Source organism: Actinoplanes sp. NPDC089786 (genome assembly GCF_040684855.1).
Classification (GTDB): domain Bacteria; phylum Actinomycetota; class Actinomycetes; order Mycobacteriales; family Micromonosporaceae; genus Actinoplanes.
The window spans coordinates 1,869,707-1,885,761 of sequence record NZ_JBFBGU010000001.1; the positions used below are offsets into that span (position 1 = coordinate 1,869,707).

11 protein-coding genes are annotated in these 16,055 nt (G+C 70.9%); 6 read left to right on the top strand and 5 right to left on the bottom strand.

Annotated elements, in window-relative coordinates:
• The first annotated feature begins 36 nt into the window (after positions 1–36).
• The 3 genes from ligD to AB0O15_RS09015 all read left to right on the top strand — a co-directional run bounded on the left by ligD (position 37) and on the right by AB0O15_RS09015 (position 5,060).
• The gene (ligD, locus tag AB0O15_RS09005; protein ID WP_364316004.1) at positions 37–999 is read left to right on the top strand and encodes a non-homologous end-joining DNA ligase; all 963 of its coding nucleotides are present in this window, start codon (positions 37–39) and stop codon (positions 997–999) included.
• A gap of 99 nt (positions 1,000–1,098) precedes the next feature.
• Positions 1,099–4,587, top strand: a complete 3,489-nt coding sequence (locus AB0O15_RS09010; protein WP_364316006.1) for a S8 family serine peptidase — start codon at positions 1,099–1,101, stop codon at positions 4,585–4,587.
• Positions 4,588–4,619: 32 nt separating this feature from the next.
• The gene (locus tag AB0O15_RS09015) at positions 4,620–5,060 is read left to right on the top strand and encodes a YdeI/OmpD-associated family protein (RefSeq protein ID WP_364316008.1); all 441 of its coding nucleotides are present in this window, start codon (positions 4,620–4,622) and stop codon (positions 5,058–5,060) included.
• On the opposite strand, the gene AB0O15_RS09020 is transcribed toward AB0O15_RS09015, so the two are convergent.
• Both AB0O15_RS09020 and AB0O15_RS09025 read right to left on the bottom strand, forming a co-directional pair.
• Positions 5,057–6,004, bottom strand: a complete 948-nt coding sequence (locus AB0O15_RS09020) for a helix-turn-helix domain-containing protein (RefSeq protein WP_364316010.1) — start codon at positions 6,002–6,004, stop codon at positions 5,057–5,059. The genes AB0O15_RS09015 and AB0O15_RS09020 overlap by 4 nt on opposite strands.
• A 51-nt stretch (positions 6,005–6,055) precedes the next feature.
• Positions 6,056–7,228 (bottom strand): hypothetical protein, encoded by a 1,173-nt coding sequence (locus AB0O15_RS09025; RefSeq protein ID WP_364316013.1) that lies wholly within the window; start codon positions 7,226–7,228, stop codon positions 6,056–6,058.
• A 131-nt stretch (positions 7,229–7,359) separates the two neighbouring features.
• Between AB0O15_RS09025 and AB0O15_RS09030 the strand changes: the two genes are divergently transcribed.
• Positions 7,360–10,155: an NACHT domain-containing protein gene (locus tag AB0O15_RS09030; RefSeq protein WP_364316015.1), complete on the top strand. Its 2,796-nt coding sequence runs from the start codon at positions 7,360–7,362 to the stop codon at positions 10,153–10,155.
• On the opposite strand, the gene AB0O15_RS09035 is transcribed toward AB0O15_RS09030, so the two are convergent.
• Entirely contained in the window at positions 10,152–11,252 is a 1,101-nt protein-coding gene (locus tag AB0O15_RS09035; protein ID WP_364316016.1) for a hypothetical protein, read from the bottom strand. The two genes, AB0O15_RS09030 and AB0O15_RS09035, sit on opposite strands and share 4 nt — an antisense overlap.
• Positions 11,253–11,309: 57 nt before the next feature.
• Here AB0O15_RS09035 and AB0O15_RS09040 point away from each other — a divergent pair, with 57 nt between their 5' ends.
• Together AB0O15_RS09040 and AB0O15_RS09045 are read left to right on the top strand one after the other, a co-directional pair.
• Positions 11,310–12,068: a dihydrodipicolinate synthase family protein gene (locus AB0O15_RS09040; protein WP_364316018.1), complete on the top strand. Its 759-nt coding sequence runs from the start codon at positions 11,310–11,312 to the stop codon at positions 12,066–12,068.
• A 579-nt stretch (positions 12,069–12,647) separates the two neighbouring features.
• Entirely contained in the window at positions 12,648–14,678 is a 2,031-nt protein-coding gene (locus AB0O15_RS09045; RefSeq protein ID WP_364316021.1) for an NB-ARC domain-containing protein, read from the top strand.
• On the opposite strand, the gene AB0O15_RS09050 is transcribed toward AB0O15_RS09045, so the two are convergent.
• The gene (locus AB0O15_RS09050) at positions 14,604–14,849 is read right to left on the bottom strand and encodes a hypothetical protein (protein ID WP_364316023.1); all 246 of its coding nucleotides are present in this window, start codon (positions 14,847–14,849) and stop codon (positions 14,604–14,606) included. The two genes, AB0O15_RS09045 and AB0O15_RS09050, sit on opposite strands and share 75 nt — an antisense overlap.
• Positions 14,846–16,027 carry a hypothetical protein gene (locus AB0O15_RS09055; RefSeq protein ID WP_364316026.1) on the bottom strand — a complete coding sequence of 394 codons (1,182 nt, stop codon included), beginning with the start codon at positions 16,025–16,027 and terminating at the stop codon, positions 14,846–14,848. Before AB0O15_RS09055 ends, AB0O15_RS09050 begins: the two co-directional genes overlap by 4 nt.
• Between the last annotated feature and the right edge of the window lie 28 nt (positions 16,028–16,055).

Below are 16,055 nucleotides of genomic sequence, written 5' to 3' on the forward strand. Positions count from 1 at the left end.
ACGCGTACCGGCGCTGATCAGCGCTAGTTTGTGACCATGGCGACCAAGAGCCCCCAGGTGGAGATCGAGGCCGGGAACCACACGGTGCGGGTGACCAACCCCGACCGGGTCTACTTCCCCGAGCTCGGGCTGACCAAGCTCGACCTGGTCCAGTACTACCTGAGCGTGGGCGACGGCATCGTCCGGGCGCTGCGGGAACGGCCCTGCATGATGCACCGGTTCCCCGAGGGGCTGGCCGGCGACAAGGTGCACCAGAAGCGCGTACCGCATGGCGCTCCGCCCTGGCTCGAGACCGTTCGCATCTTCTTTCCCCGCTACAAGCGCACCGCCGACGAACTGTGCGTCACCAAGATCGCGGACGTGATCTGGGCGGTGCAGATGTCGACCGTCGAGTTCCACCCGTGGAACAGCCGCCGCGCCGACACCGAGAAGCCCGACGAGTGGCGGATCGACCTCGACCCGATGCCCGACTGCACGTTCGACCGGGTGCGCCGGGTCGCCGGGGTCGCCCACGAGGTGCTCGACGAGCTCGGCGTGACCGGGTTCCCCAAGACGTCCGGCGGCCGTGGCCTGCATGTCTACGTGCGGATCGCGCCGGAGTGGGGCTTCTCCGAGGTACGCCGGGCCGCGCTGGCCTTCGCCCGTGAGGTCGAGCGCCGCGCCCCCGAGGACGTGACCACCACGTGGTGGCGCAAGGACCGCGACCCCGAGGCGCTGTTCGTCGACTACAACCAGAACGCCCGCGACCACACCATCGCCAGCGCCTATTCGGTGCGCGGCAACCAGCGCGGCACGGTGAGCACGCCGATCGACTGGGCCGAGGTCGCCGACGTCGAGCCGGACGACTTCACGCTGCGGACCGTGCCGGCCCGGTTCGCCGAGAAGGGCGACCTGCACGCGGCGATCGACGACACCGCGTACCGGCTGGACACCCTGCTCGAGTGGGCCGACCGCGACGAGAAGGCAGGCCTGGCCACCCCCGACGAGCCGGCCCCGTAAACATCGTGTAAATCCGGGCTGGCCACATCGCGACATGTCATCGATAGGGCGCGACCAAAAGCTTTCGACCTGCGTCGATGCCACCCAACAATGCGTGGCATGCGTCGTCCCCTCGCAGCATTAGCCGCCGCGGTCCTGATCGGACCGGGCCTCGCCGCCATCGCGCCCGCGGGGGTGGCCACCGCCGCCCCGGCCACGCCGCCGCCCGCCGGCCACACCGACACGCTGACCCTCATCACCGGTGACGTCGTCACCCTGACCAGGGCGGGTGACCGCACCGCCGCCACGGTCCGTCCCGCCGCCGGCCGGGAACACGTCACCTTCCACACCATCGAGGCCGACGGCGGCCTGCGTGTCCTGCCCGAGGACGTGATCCCGCTGGTCAGCGCCAAGAAGATCGACGCCGACCTGTTCGATGTCGAGAAGCTCGTGGCCGACGGGTACGCCGACGCCGCCTCGCCGACCCTGCCCCTGATCGTGACCCAGCCGGCCGGGCTGCGCGCCCGGTCGTCACACGCGCTGCGCAGCCTGGGCGCCACCTCGATGCGGGCGGAGAAGACCTCGCTGGCCTCATTCTGGAAGTCCCACCGGGGCCAGGTCTGGCTGGACGGCAAGGTCCGGGCGTCGCTGGACCGCAGCGCCGCGCAGATCGGCGCGCCCGCGGCGTGGCAGGCCGGGTACGACGGCCGCGGCGTCAAGGTCGCGGTGCTCGACACCGGCATCGACGCCGGCCACCCGGACATCAAGGGCCGGCTCGCCGCCGCCAGGAACTTCACCGACAGCCCGGACACCACCGACCACCACGGGCACGGCACGCACGTCGCCGCCACCGTGGCCGGGTCCGGCGCCGGGTCGGCCGGGCTGCGCAAGGGCATCGCGTACGGCGCCGACCTGCTGGCCGGCAAGGTGCTCAACGACGACGGCTGGGGCCTGGAGTCGTGGATCATCGAGGGCATGCAGTGGGCCGGCGACTCCGGCGCCAAGGTGGTCAACATGAGCCTCGGCGGCGCGCCGACCGACGGCATCGACCCGCTGAGCCAGGCGCTCACCGAGATCACCGAGCGCACCGGCACGCTGTTCGTGGTCGCGGCCGGCAACGAGGGCGCGGCGTACAGCGTCGGCTCGCCCGGCCTCGCCCCCGCGGCGCTCACCGTGGGCGCCGTCGACCGGGACGAGACGCTGGCCGCGTTCTCCAGCCGCGGCCCGACCGCCGTCCGTAACACCCTCAAGCCGGAGATCACCGCGCCCGGTGTCGGCATCGTCGCCGCGCGCGCCGAGGGCACCACGATGGGCCAGCCGGTCGACGCGCTCTACACCGGCGCGTCCGGCACCTCGATGGCCACGCCGCACGTGGCCGGCGCCGCCGCCGTCCTGGCCCAGGAGCACCCCGGCTGGAAGGCCGCCGAGCTCAAGGACGCCCTGGTCAGCAGTGCCAAGACCGCCAACAACATCGACGTGTACGGCCAGGGCGCCGGCCGCGTCGACCTGGCCCGCGCCACCTCACAGACGATCCGGGGCAGCGCCACCGCCGACTTCGCCGACCACAGCGTGGGGGAGTCACCGACCCAGCACAGCAAGACCATCACCTACACCAACGAGGGTCCCGCCCCGGTCACCCTGTCGCTGACCGCGCCCGCCGGCGTCACCGTCGACCGGAGCGTCACCGTGCCCGCGCACGGCACCGCGGCGGTGACCGCGAGCATCAACACCGCCACCATGGACGCCGGGCTGCACAGCGGCTGGATCGTCGCGACCGGACCGGCCGGGGAGAAGGTCACCACCGCGTACGGCCTGCGCCTCGGCGCGAAGCACCACCTGCTGACGATCAACGCGATCGGCCGGGACGGCAACCCGACCCGGGTGCCCGCGCTGACCATCTTCGGCGACGACCCCGACTCGGACCGCCTCGGCTTCGTGTGGGACGAGCCGGTCACCTACGACCTCGGCGAGGACGACTACATCATCACCGCGACCATCGAGGGCCGCGAGGAACAGCACGACGACTCCACCTTCGTGGTGCTGCCCGAGCTCAAGCTCGACCGCGACATGGAGATCACGCTGGACGCCCGGCTGGGCACCCCGGTGCGGATCGAGACCCCGCAACCGGCCGAGCAGCAGGCGGTGCTCAGCTACTACGCCCACCGGGAGACCGGCCGGGGCCGCAGCATCTCGCACGGCGTCATGCACTTCAGCAACGTCGAGACGGTCTACGTCACCCCGACCAAGCCGGTCCGGAAGGGCGCCTTCGAGTTCTCCTCCCGCTGGCAGCTGGTCGAGCCGGACGCTCAGGTCAGCGTGCCGGGCGTGACCCCGCAGCCGCGGATGAACCTGCGGGGCGACTCCCCGGGCCTGCCCGCGGAACGGACGTTCCCGTTGGTCGCGATGGACGCGCCGGACGTCCGGGGCAAGGCCGTGCTGCTGCGCAGCGACATGGACTCCGAGGAGAAGCTGATCGAGTGGGCGCACGCCGCGGGCGCCGCGGTCGCGCTGCTGATCCGCCCGGCCGACTGGAGCACGTGGTCGGTTCTCGACCCGGAGTCGCCCAAGCAGCCCATCCCGGCGCTGACCGTGACCGCCGCTGACGGCGTGCGGCTGCTCGACCGGGCCGAGCGGCCGGACGCGGAGATCACGCTGAAGCTGACCACGGCCAGCCCGTACCTCTACGACGTCATCCAGGTGTCGAAGAACCGGGTCCCGGAGAGGATCGTGCACCGCGTGACGCCGGCCAACACCCGGCGGATCACCACCGACTACGCGTACAACGGCGGCTTCGACTGGGTGCGCGAGCAGCGGTTCGGGTGGCGGCCCTGGCAGGAGTACGCCTGGAACGACACCTCCCGCGCGGTGCCCACCCCGTTCCGCCGGGTCGAGTGGGTGTCGGCCGGCGACTCGCTGTGGCAGCACCAGGTGCACCCGGCCTACCCGTGGCTCGGCCTGGTCTCGGGCGGCTTCGTCGAGGCGGCCGGCCCGGTCCGGGCGGGCACCACGGCCAAGGAGACCTGGGCGGCGCCGGTGGTCCGCCCGGCCACCCCGGCCGGCGTGCTGAACACCCGGGCCGGCGACGTGCTCAAGCTGCGCGTGGCCGACCTGGTCGACCGCACCGATCGGCACTGGACCTTCGCCGGAAACGGGTCGGCCACCCTGAAGCGCAACGGCGCGGTGGTCGCTGACCTGCCGGACGGCTGGCAGGACGTGACGGTCGCCCCGGGCGACGCCGCGTACGAGCTGGCCGTGCGGACCAGCCCCGGCAACGAGGACTGGATCTACGGCACCAGCACCGACACGTCCTGGACGTTCCGATCGGGCGCCGAGGGCGTCCTGCCGTTGCTCCAGGTCGGTTATGACGCCAAGCCGCGGCGGGTCGGCTTCGCCCTCACCGTGGCCGGCAAACCGGCCCGGGGCACCTCGTTCCGGGCGGAGATGTCGGCCGATGACGGAAAAACCTGGCGGCGGCTGAACACGACCGGCCGCGGACCGTCGTACACGGCGAACATCCCGGCGCACACCACCCCGGTGTCGCTGCGGATCACCGCGTCCGACCGCGACGGCAACACGGTCACCCAGACGGTCATCCGCGCAATCGGGTGATCCCGCCGGGCTCCGCCGTTATCCTCACCGCCATGAGGATCACGGCGGAGCTCCTGGCCACAGGCGGTAACACCACCGGATTCCGGATCCCCGACGACGTGGTCGGTGAGCTCGGCGGTGGGGCGCGGCCCAAGGTGGTGGTCACCGTCAACGGGTACGAGTACCGCAGCTCGATCGCGCGGATGAGCGGCGAGTACTGGCTCGGGGTGAGCGCCGAGCGGCGGGCCGGCGCGGGCGTGCGGGCGGGCGACGTGGTCGAGCTCGAGCTGGTGCTCGACACGCAGGAGCGGACGGTGGACGTACCCGAGGACCTCGCCCTGGCTCTGGCGGCCGAGCCCGCGGCGCAGGCGCGCTGGGACAAGCTCTCCTTCAGCCATAAGCGGCAGCACGTAGAGGCCATCCTCGGTGCCAAGGCCGCCGAGACCCGCGCCCGCCGAGTCGCCAAAGCCATCGAGAAACTGATCGCGGGTTAGAGCCAGCCTCGTCTCGCCGCCTGGTAGGCCAAGCCCGTGCGGGTGTCGACACCGGCGATCGCCATCATGCGGTCCAGGCGGCGCTGGACCGTGCGGCGGCTGACGCCCAGATGGGTGGCGATCGACTTGTCCGGCAGGCCGGAGACGAGCAGGGACAGCAGCAAGGTGTCGAGCTGTTCGTCGGGCTTGGCCGCGATCACCGGGGTGGCCCGCTCCCAGTGGCTCTCGAAGAGCGCCACCAGGGCGTCCAGCAACTCGCTGGGCCGGATCAGCGCCGCGCTCGGCTGGGCGATGCCCCGTGCCTCGTCCGGCACCAGCGGGCAGATGGCCAGCTTCCGGTCGGCGATGGCCAGGCGCACGGGCAGCGTGGGCAGCACACGCGACTCTTCGCCGTACCCGATGGCCTCGATGATCCCCTTCAGCTCGCCCGGCGTCTCGATCAGCTCGCGCTCGTAGATCGCCCGGTATTTCACGCCGCGGGTCAGCGCCGGCGCCTCCTCGTTGTTCTCCGGGCCCTCCATCGCGATCGGGTTGGCCCGGCAGAACCAGAGGATCTCCTCGGTCGCCGAATCCTGCATCTCGCTGAGCCGCTGTCGTAACGCCCGCGCGCCGACCACGATCTCGACCAGATGTTCGGCGCTGCGCCGGCGCGCACTGGTGCGGTAGTCCTCACTCAGCGCGGCCATCATCTCACGCGCGACCTGCAACTCCTGCTGCCGGCGGAGCAGCACCTCACCGAGCGCGACATCCGGCGGACGCGCGTGATAGACCGGCCCCGGCGACGCCAATCCCTTGGCGTGCAAGGCCTCCAGCGTCTCCGCGGCATCATCCGCGGTGACTCCGGCACTCTCCGCGAAACCCTTCGCGTCGGTGCCGGACAGCCGCACCAGCAACCGATAGGCATGTTGCTGGTCCGGCGACAGAACATCGCCCTCCCCTGACATGGCCGTCACTTTACTGAGCTGCGGCCCGGTTGCTCCGGAACGTAAGTACCGTCACGCGTCGAACGCGACCTCGGGGTTGAGCAGGGTGGTCCACCGTGGCCGCCACCGCTCCTCCCGGCCGGCCATCTCGCGGGCCATCTCGTCCCGCCCCGGCCCGGAGATGCCGTTGTCGGTCCACCAGTCCGGCCACGAGTCGTAGCGCCGCTCGATGGTCGCGCCGGTGGCCGTCGTCTCGAGCCGTAGGAACAGCCACGCCCCCGCCCGCGGGTCGGCCTCCTCGGCCCGGACCGCCTGCACCAGATCGACCACGTCGCCGAACACGGTCAGCGGCTCCTCGCCGTCGCGCACCAGCGGCGCGAACTCACCGTCCTGCTCGGACGCCTTGGAGGCGCTGGCCCAGAACAGCAGCGAGCACCGTCCGTCGCCGTGCGGCGCGCGGTCGCGTACCCATCGCACCAGGTCGTCCATCGCCGGCGTCGGCGGCGGCAGCGGCCGGTCCAGCTCCGCGGCCCGCTGCATCGCGTCCCAGACCAGGCGGCGGTGCTCGCGGTCGGACAGCTTGCGCACCCGCCGCTGCTCCGGCTTGCGGCCGGCGGCGACCATCGGCGGGGCGCCACCCGGGCTGATCCCGCCGGTCGCGGCCACGGCCAGTCCGGCTTCGACCAGACCGCCCGGGTACGCCCGGAGCACGCTCACGTCGACCCGCTGCTCCTCGGCCGCGGTCAGCAGCGCCTCACAGGTGTCCCGGATCCGCGCCTCGTCGGTGAGGTCGGCGGGCCGGTAGGCGCCCCATCGCACGATGAACTCGTAGAGCTCATCGGCGGCCGATTCATGATCGAGCGCCGCGCCGGCCGTCTGCACCAGCCCGTCCGCCTCGTCGTAGGGCGCGTGCTCCCACCGCACCCCGTCATGCCAGTAGACGTACCCGAGCTGATCCTCGCCGGCGAACTCGGCCAGCTCCTCCCACGGCAGCCACTCGGGCGCCCCCGCCAGCACATCGACCGGCGGATCGGCGTCCACGGTCGCGCTGTACTCATGGTCGTACCCGTACAGAACGGCCCGCCCGCCCTCGATCAGGGCCAGATGCCCCCAGTTCCCGCCATGATCATCATGGTGGGCCCCACCCGCGCCCACGGTCCACACATCATCGAACCCCACCGCACTGAGCGCCGTCGCCAACGCCGCCCACCGCCGCCACACCACGATCGGCTCAGGTATCTCCACCAGCCCACTTTCGCAGATCACCGCACATCGAGCCTGGTCACTCACCCTCCTGTCGCCGAACGTTCACGATCGCCACCGGCCGGCGCGGTGGTAGCGTGCGGGCTTCCCGACGAGCTACGGAGACCTTCGCCATGGCGACCGGGCTGGAGACGGCCATCGCCCGCATCGCGGGCCAGATCATCCGCCGGCTCGGCGGCCACGTGGGCAAGCAGGCCCAGCTTCGCAAGGCCCGCGACTCGGCCCGCCCGCTGATGGCCCGCCAGGTCGCCGACGACCTGCTCGGCGAGCTGTCCGCGGCCGAGGCGGCCGAGCTGGCCGGCTACCTGGTGTCACCCGACTTCGAGCAGGTCGCCCTCCAGTTCGCCGTGGCCCGCCTGCACCCCCGCGACGGCCAGCGCGACGAGTTGCTCGCCGCGGCCCGCGACCAGATCCGCCAGGGCCTGCGCCTGGCCACCACCCTCCCGCCCGAGCGACGCTTCGGCCTGACCGACGTCGTCTACGACGCCCTGCTGGCCGCCGAGCACACCCCCGGCAACCCGGCCCAGGCCGCCCGGCTGGGCCACCTGGTCGCGATGGCCGCCCGCAACGGCGAACTCCTTGGCCGCCTCACCGACCTGACGTCCTGCCGGGCCGAGGCCGACCTTCTCCGCACGCAGGTGGCCGCCATGCACGCCGAGCTGCGCATGCCCCACACCGGCGTGAGCCGCAGCGTTCCCTGGGACCAGCTCTACGTGGAGTCGCGCCCCCACGACCTGCGCCGCGAATCCGCGCCGGTCCGCGAGCTGGCGCAGACGGGCCGCCGCCTGGTGGTCCTGGGCGATCCCGGGGCCGGCAAGTCCACGCTGGCCACGAAGCTCGCCTACGACCTGGCCTCCGACCCGGCCGGCACCGAGGTCCCGTTCCTGGTCGTACTCCGCCACCTGGCCACCGCGCTGCATCAGGGCGAACGCACCCTGGCCGAACACCTGACGGTGGTCGCCCGCGACCCCTACAACGTGGCGATGGCCCCGGAGACGGTCGACTACCTGCTGCTCAACGGCCGCGCCGTGGTCATCCTCGACGGCCTCGACGAGCTGACCGACGTGAGCCTCCGCCGCCGCCTCACCGAGCTGGTCCGCGGCTTCGCGACGCTCTATCCGATGGTCCCGATCGTCGCGACCTCCCGCCGCGTCGGCTACCGCGAGGCGCCCCTGGACGCGGCACTGTTCCCGGTCCACGACCTCTTGTCCTTCGATTCCGCTCAGGTCGAGATGTACGTCCGGCATTGGTTCGCGCTCGACGACGGAACCCCTTCGGCTGACCGGGAACGGCTGGCCGCCTCGTTCCAGCGCGACAGCGATTCGATCCAGGATCTGCGGAGAAACCCGCTTCTCCTGGCGTTGCTGTGTGCAATGTATTCGGCTGACCATTACGTTCCGCGATTGCGCGCGCAGATCTACGAGCGTTGCGCGCTCATGGTATTCGAACGCTGGGACTCGATGCGGGGTATCGGCAGGCACCTCGAGTTCGAGGGTCGCGTTCGCGGTGCTGTTCAGCACCTCTCGTGGCATCTCCTGGTCAACGATCAACCTGACGTCGGCCGACATCAAATCATTCGCCTTCTGGTCGGCTATCTGGTCGGCCGCGGCCTCGGTCCGGACGAGGCCGAGACCGCCGCCCGCGAGTTCCTCGAATTTTGCGCCGGCCGGGCCTGGGTGCTCGCCGAGGTGGGTTCGACCGACATGGAGCCGGTCTACGGATTCGCGCATCGCACGTTCCTCGAGTTTTTCGCCGCAGAACATCTCGTCCGAAACCGGCACACCCCGGAGGAGGTTTGGAACGAGTTGCGCGCACGTGTCGCTGCCGGGCAATGGGAAGTCGTCGCGCAATTGGCGGTGCAGCTGGTCGACCGCGGCACCATGGACGGTGCGGAGACGATCGTGCGCACGGCAATGGAGGAAGCGGCGCGGTCGAGCGGCACGGAGCGGGAACGGCTGGCTCAATTCGGTGCGAGCGCGCTACAGCACGTCACCTTGCCGCCCGTGGTAGTGGAACGCGTCGCGCAGGAGGCGTTGGCCTGCTACTTCTCGGTGCCGTTCGAGGACAGATTCCGAACGGTCATCAGCAACACCATGCTCCAGACGATGTCGGCCACCGACGGTGCCCTCGGGTCGGCGATCCACCTCTGCATGGGGAGCAACTTCAGCTATGTGCGGCGTGCCGTCGCGGCTGCGATCGTTGACAGTATTGCCACCGGTGACGATCGTGGCCACCTTCTCCTCGAGAGTTTGGGCCAGTCTCATGTCTCGAGTGAGCGCATACCGGACTTGATCGAACTGCGCCAATCGCTGGGGAAGTCGATGGCGGACTCGCATGGCGCTTGGCAGGAAGGCTGGTTCAGGAAACCTGCCGGCGTCCACAGTATGGTGTCCGGTGGCGCCGTAGGTTCATTGAAGAACCTGTACATGTATCAGACGGCTCTAGGGACTACCTTTTCTTTGATCCCGGATCTGCTGGGCGAGGGTGAGCGGATGACCGAGGATGCCGAAGGACTTGCCAACTATCTATTAGGGTTGGATCCGCCCTGGTTCGATGGCTCTCGTTGGGCAAGCGACGTCGAGCGTCTACGGAACTCCGGAAACACTGGTTCGGAGGTATATCCGTTCTTCCAGCCGTGGAAGTTGGCACGTTATGACGATGCTGGTGGTGCGCTCCGATCGGCGTGGATGGTTATTGCACTTCCCTTCGTTGAGCTGGCGCGCGACATCGGCCTCGACGAAGGCGTGATGGCGCCCCACGAGGCGCTGCTGGCCGTGGTCCAGTCGTCGCCCAACCCGGAAAATCTGCATGGGTTTCTCGTGGGTCAAGGCATCTCCGAGCGAGTCGCCGACTTTCTGGCTCGGTGGAGCGTCGGCGAGTTCCGGGTCCTGAGGATTTCGACGCCCTAGCTCGTGATCGTGGCGCCGAGGAAGAAGATGCCGGGATGGCCGGGGGTTTCGAAGCCGGCGCTGCGGTTGGCGCGCACGGTTGAGTTCTTGATGGTCAGGCTGCCGGTGCGGTCGTTGCTGACGAAGAAGACGGCGCCGCCGCCCTCGCGGGCCCGGTTGTTCTCGATCAGGGCGCCGGTGACGGTCACCGTGAAGAGGTTGCCGTCGGTGTAGATGGCGCCGCCGCTGCCGCCGCCCGGAGTGCCGGCCTCGGCCGGGTTGGCGCCGTGGCCGATCGCCTCGTTGTCGCGGAAGACGCTGTTCAGGACGACCCAGGACACGCCGATGCTGCTCAGGGCGCCGCCGTTGGAGCAGCGGCCGCCGGTGAAGGTGCTGTTCACGACATACACCGGCCGGGTCTGCGACAGCGCCCGCACGGCCGCGCCGCCCAGGTCGGGGCCGGTGGCGTCGCAGCGGTTGCCGGTGAAGCGGGAGTTGATCACCTTGAGCCGGCCGCCACGGGCGAAGATCGCGCCACCGCCGTCCGGCGAGCCGGTGCTGTCGCCGCCGGCGAGAACCAGGTTCTGCACGGTGAGAGCGGGATTGTCCTGGTCCTGGCAGTGTGACGTGGTCGGCCGGACGCAGGTGTTCATCAGCAGGATGCGCCGCTTGCCGCCGCCGCTCAGGGTGACCCGGCCGCCGCCGTCCAGGACGACGCGGGCGATGTCGTTCCGGACCGTCGCCGTACGCGTCATGGTGATCGTCGCCGGCGCCGGGCCGCAGTCGAAGGTGATCACGCCGCCGGCCGCCACCGCGTTCACCACCGCGTCCGACGTGCAGCTCGCCGCCGTGCCGGTGCCGACGACCCGGGTCGGTTCGCCGGTGTCCTCGGCCCGGGCCGCCGGCGGGATGGTCGCGCGCCCGTCCGGGTTGCCGGGCTTGGGCAGGGCCCGGGGCGCCGCCTTCTTGGCCGGGGTGGACGACGGTGTCGGCGGCGCCGGCGAGGACGACGCCGCGGCGGACGGCGGGGCCTCCGGCGGGAGCGGGGCCGGTGGCGGAGAGTCGCCACACCCGCTCACCAGAAGGGCGCCCAGCAGCGCAGATACGGCCCGTCGCACGTCCTGATCGTAGGCGAGGGTGGGCATCCGGGCCGCGTACGGAGAAATATGGGTCTCATGGTTGAGCCGATCTGGACCGGGCCCGCGGTGGCCGTGGTGACTCTGTTCGACGCCGAGGGCCGCTTGCTGGCGGCGGAGACCGGCGCGCACGCCGCGCGGCTGGTCGCCTCGGGGATGCGGGCGGTGGTGGTGGCGGGCAGCACGGGCGAGGCGGCCACGCTGTCCGACGCCGAGCGGGTCGCCCTGGTGGCCGCCGTCCGCGGGGCGTGCCCCGGCGTGCCCGTGCTGGCCGGCAGCTCCGGCGAGTGGCACGGCATGGCGGTCGAGCGTACGGCGGCGGTGCTCAAGGCCGGCGCCGACGCGGTCCTGGTCGCGCCCCCACGCCTCGGCGGCGACCTCGGCGTCTACTACGACCGGGTGGCCGAGGCGGCGGCCGGCGCCCCCGTGCTGGCCTACCACTACCCGGGCGTCGCCGGCGGTCCCGTGCCCGTCGACGCCCTGGCCGGCCTCCCCGTGCAGGGCGTCAAGGACAGCTCGGCCGAACCGGCCCGCCTGGTCAAGGAGCTCGACCTGGGCAAGGCCGTCTACACCGGCGCGGCGGCCCTGCTCGGGTATGCCGGCTGGCTCGGCGCCACCGGCGCCATCGTGGCCGCCGGCAACCTCGTACCCGAGAAATGCCTGGCCGCGTGGTCGGGTGACGCCGACGCCCAGCGCGAGGTGGCCCGGGCCGAGGCCGCCTACAAGGCCCGGCCCGGCGGCCTCAAAGCCGCCCTGGCCGAGGCCTTCGGCACCTCACCGACGAGACGACTCGGATAGCCGACCACGCATGCGCTGATGATCCGGTTCGCTCTGGGATGACCGGACGGCGGGCGCGGCTGTTGACCATAACCAGCCGCGTGGCGCCACCATTGAGATCGCCGTACCGCGGATGAAAGGAGCTCGCAGTAACACGGAGTTGCAATTTCCCTAGTCGTACGACTAGTCTCTATCGCTGTCAGTAAGTGCTGACAACGGTCGGCTTGGCCGAGCCGGCAGGATCCTGCATCGTGAAGCTGTGGCTCATGCAGAACAGGGCGGCGAGTGTCAGAACCACTCGCGCACCTTTGTGGAAAAGCGACATCGGCTCTCCGGGCTGTACGGTCGGGCATTAGGGATCATGACTGTACCTGGGCGGCCGACCACCTGATGCTCGCCGCTGAATTGTGATCGGGTTGATGCCGCGCCGAAGTCTGAATGAACGGTAAGTAATGATGTCCGTTTGACGGCTCGTGTTGAGTCTCGAAAGCACGTGCTCCATTGTGGAGAATTGTGAGATTTGGCGGTCCTCGGCGGCGGTGTTGATGACGGCGGAGGATGCCTGCTTAGCCTGACCTCCTGGCGTACCAAGGGGGCAGCGTGTGGCACGAGCCTGAGCCGCCACGGCAGCTGCCCGCCCCACCTCGAATCTTCGTGGGCCGGGCCGGCGAAATTTCCGCGCTGGAGGCGGCCGCCGCAGCGCCGCTGGTGATCCTCACCGGGCCGGGTGGCGTCGGCAAGACCACCATGGCCCGGCGTTGGGCCGGTGACATCGGCCCGCGATTCTCCGGGGGTCAGCTCTACCTCGATCTGCAGGGATTCAGCCCCGCGACGGCCGTCGACCCGGCAGAGGCGCTCGCCCACCTGCTGCGATCCCTGGGCGTGCCCGCCGATCAGGTGCCCGAGGCGATCGGCGAGCAGAGCGCCCGCTACCGCTCGCTGACGGCCGGCCGGCGGCTCCTCGTCCTGTTGGACAATGCGTTCTCGGTCGGGCAGGTACGTGCCCTGCTCCCAGGCGACGGCCCTAGCCAGGTGCTGGTCACGAGCCGGCAGAGGCTGGCCGGTCTGGTCGCTGACGGCGGGGTGCTGATCGAGGTGCGCCCGTGGGAGCTCGACGACGCCGTCGCGATGCTGGAGCGGATCCTCGGTCCGGAACGTGTGGCGCGGGAACGCGCCGACGCCATGAGTATCGCGCGGCTCTGCGGTGGGCTCCCGCTCGCCCTGTCGGTGGTGGCCGCCCGTCTCGCGACCCGGCCGCAAATGCCGCTCGCCCGGATCGCGGCCGAGCTCGGGGCGGAGGCGGATCGGCTGGGCGCGTTGCGTACATCGGAAGGGGTTTCGGTCTTCGGCACGCTGGATCTCTCCTTCCGGGGACTGCCCGCAGAAGCCCGGGTCGTCGGCCGACGGCTCGCGCTGATCCCGGCCCGTGAGTACGGTCTCGGCCCGATCGCCGCGCTGACCGGTGCGGTGGAGGCCGCGGAGTCCGCCGTGGACCAGCTGATCCAGGCTAATCTGCTGGACGAGGTGGCTGCGGACCGGCTACGGCAGCACGACCTTCTCTGGCTCGACGCGCGACGGCGGCTCGACGCCGAGGAGCCGGCGGAAGATCGGGACCGGGCGCGGCACGCCGTACTGGAGTGGTATCTGGCTGCGGCGGCCGGCGCCGACCAGGTACTCACGCCGTACCGGCGTCGTCCATTCCCGTACCGATTCACCACCTCCCCGCCCGCTCTGCCGTCGTTCACGGCCAGGGACGACGCCCTGCGTTGGCTGAGCGACGAGCGACGTGGTCTGATCGCGGCCGGCGAGGCGGCCCTGGAGTACGGCTGGAACGAGCTCGCCTGGAACCTCTGCGATGTGCTGTGGCCGCTGCTCCTGCTGGAGAAGCACTATCGCGATCGGGTCGGCATCGAAGAGCGTGGCGTGACAGCCGCACAGCGGTGGGGCAATCGATGGGCCGAGGGCGATTCCCGGAAGCGGCTCGGCATCGCCCATGCGGAGGCCGGCCGGCCCACGGACGCCGAGGCGGAGTTGCACCGTGCGGGCGACTGCTATCGCCTCGTCGACGACCTTCTCGGTGTACTCGACGCGGAGGAGCAGATCGCCGCCGTCTACCGGGACACCGGGCGGGAACGCGAGGCGATCGCGCTGTACGGTCGGATTCTCGCCGCGAACCGGACGTCCGGTGAACCGCGCCGGGTCGGCCTGACCCTGATTCGCCTGGGCGCGCTGCTCACCCGCACGGGAGCGCCCGCGGAAGCGGTGACACATCTGATCGAGGCCCGGGCGGTGTTCCAGAAACTGGCCGCGGTCGACCCGTACAACCGCGAGCGGGTCGAGATCGCCCTGGCCGGCACCTACCTGGCGTTGGATGAACCGGACGACGCCGCCGCGGCGGCCGACGGTGCCGCCGCCGGGATGAGCCGCCTGGGCTCGCGGTTCGAGCAGGCCCAGGCGGTCGAGGTGCTGGCGCGTGCGGCGACAATGCGGGGCGACGAGGCCGGCTGTCGGCGGTACTGGGCTCGCGCCCTGGCGATCTACGACGACCTGGGCTCGTCACGCGCCCGGACTCTGCGCGCCGAACTGTCCGATGCAGACCTGGTAGGCGGCGACGGCGGCTCGCCGGACTGACCGGTAGCTGGTGCCCGGGTCGACGACCAGGACCAGGGTGAGCCCGGGACAGCCGGCGAAGAGCGCCGCGAGCTCACGCGGAGAGCCGCGATCGGTGATGATCACGTCCGCCAGGCGCAGCACGCGATCCGAGACACCGGGGCCGTGAACCACGATGAACGGCTCGCTCATGAGACGGGGACCGGGACCGGCTCGGTGCGGCGGTGCCGCCCGGGTTGGGCGAGTTCGAGGAGGCGGTAGAGGTGCCGGCGCATTCTTTCGCCGGCCTCTCCCGGGTACGAGGTGAGCCGTCGCGCCACTTCGCCGGCATCCAGCGGGCGCGCGTCCCGAAATTGCGGCTCCAGCGGATCGCCGAGCCGGAGCCGGGCTGCCCGACGCCCGACCAGTTCCTGCGCGGTGCCCGGCGCGCACTGCTGGGACCACTCCGCGTCCACCCGCATGGTCGGCACACCCGCGCCGGCCGCATACGCGGTCACCGACCCGTGGTCACCGATCACCTGATCCGCCGCGGCGATCAACCCCCGCCAGTCGTCGGCCGGTTCGGGCAGGATGAGTCCCGCCGCCCGGCAGTCCCTGGTCCACGCTCGCACCTGGCGATGGCCGTGCGCCCAAACGGCGGGATGAAGCAGCGCCGCGATCCGGAAACGGTCGCCCGGCAGATTGTCGAGCAGCCTCGGCAGCAGCTCGCGCGTCGCGCCGAAGATCCCGTCGCGCCCCCAGGTTGAGCTGACCACGACCAGCTGTTGGTCCGCGCCGATCCGCAGGCAACGACGGTACTTGTCGCGCTCATCCCGGCTTCGTACCAGCCGGTCGAAGCAGATGTCCCCGGTCACCACGGCGATTGGCAGCGCCGCCGGGCACTGGCGGCGCAGGATCTCCCGCTCGGAGTCGTGCGCCAGCAACAGGGCGGACGGTAGCACCCGGCCGCCCTGGACAAGGTGCCGTTCCTCCAGACCGAAGACTGGCGGTCGCCCCGCGATCGGGCCACCCCGGTCGAGTGGCCGGGCGGTTTTGCCGTGCCCGGCGCCATGTGCCATCAGGACCAAGGGCGCGTGAATCTCGGTGAGCCCGTCGTTGGCGGCGGCCAAGGCGAGATCGAACCGCTCGTGGGTGGCCTGTGCCCACGGTACGACCAGCGCGCCCAGCCCGTTCAGGTAGTCCTCCACTCCGTGGTTGAAGACATCCGGCGCCACCGTGAACACGACCTGCACTCGCGGATCAGACTCGACGAGATCGATCACATCGAGCAACCGCTGCCCGCTGACCATCGTGTGGACGACCGCGAGGACCCTTCGGCACCCGGTCCTTGTGACCCACCTGTCGCCATCGATGCCGATCGGCACCGACATCCACTTCTGTTCCATGCTTCCGCCCCCT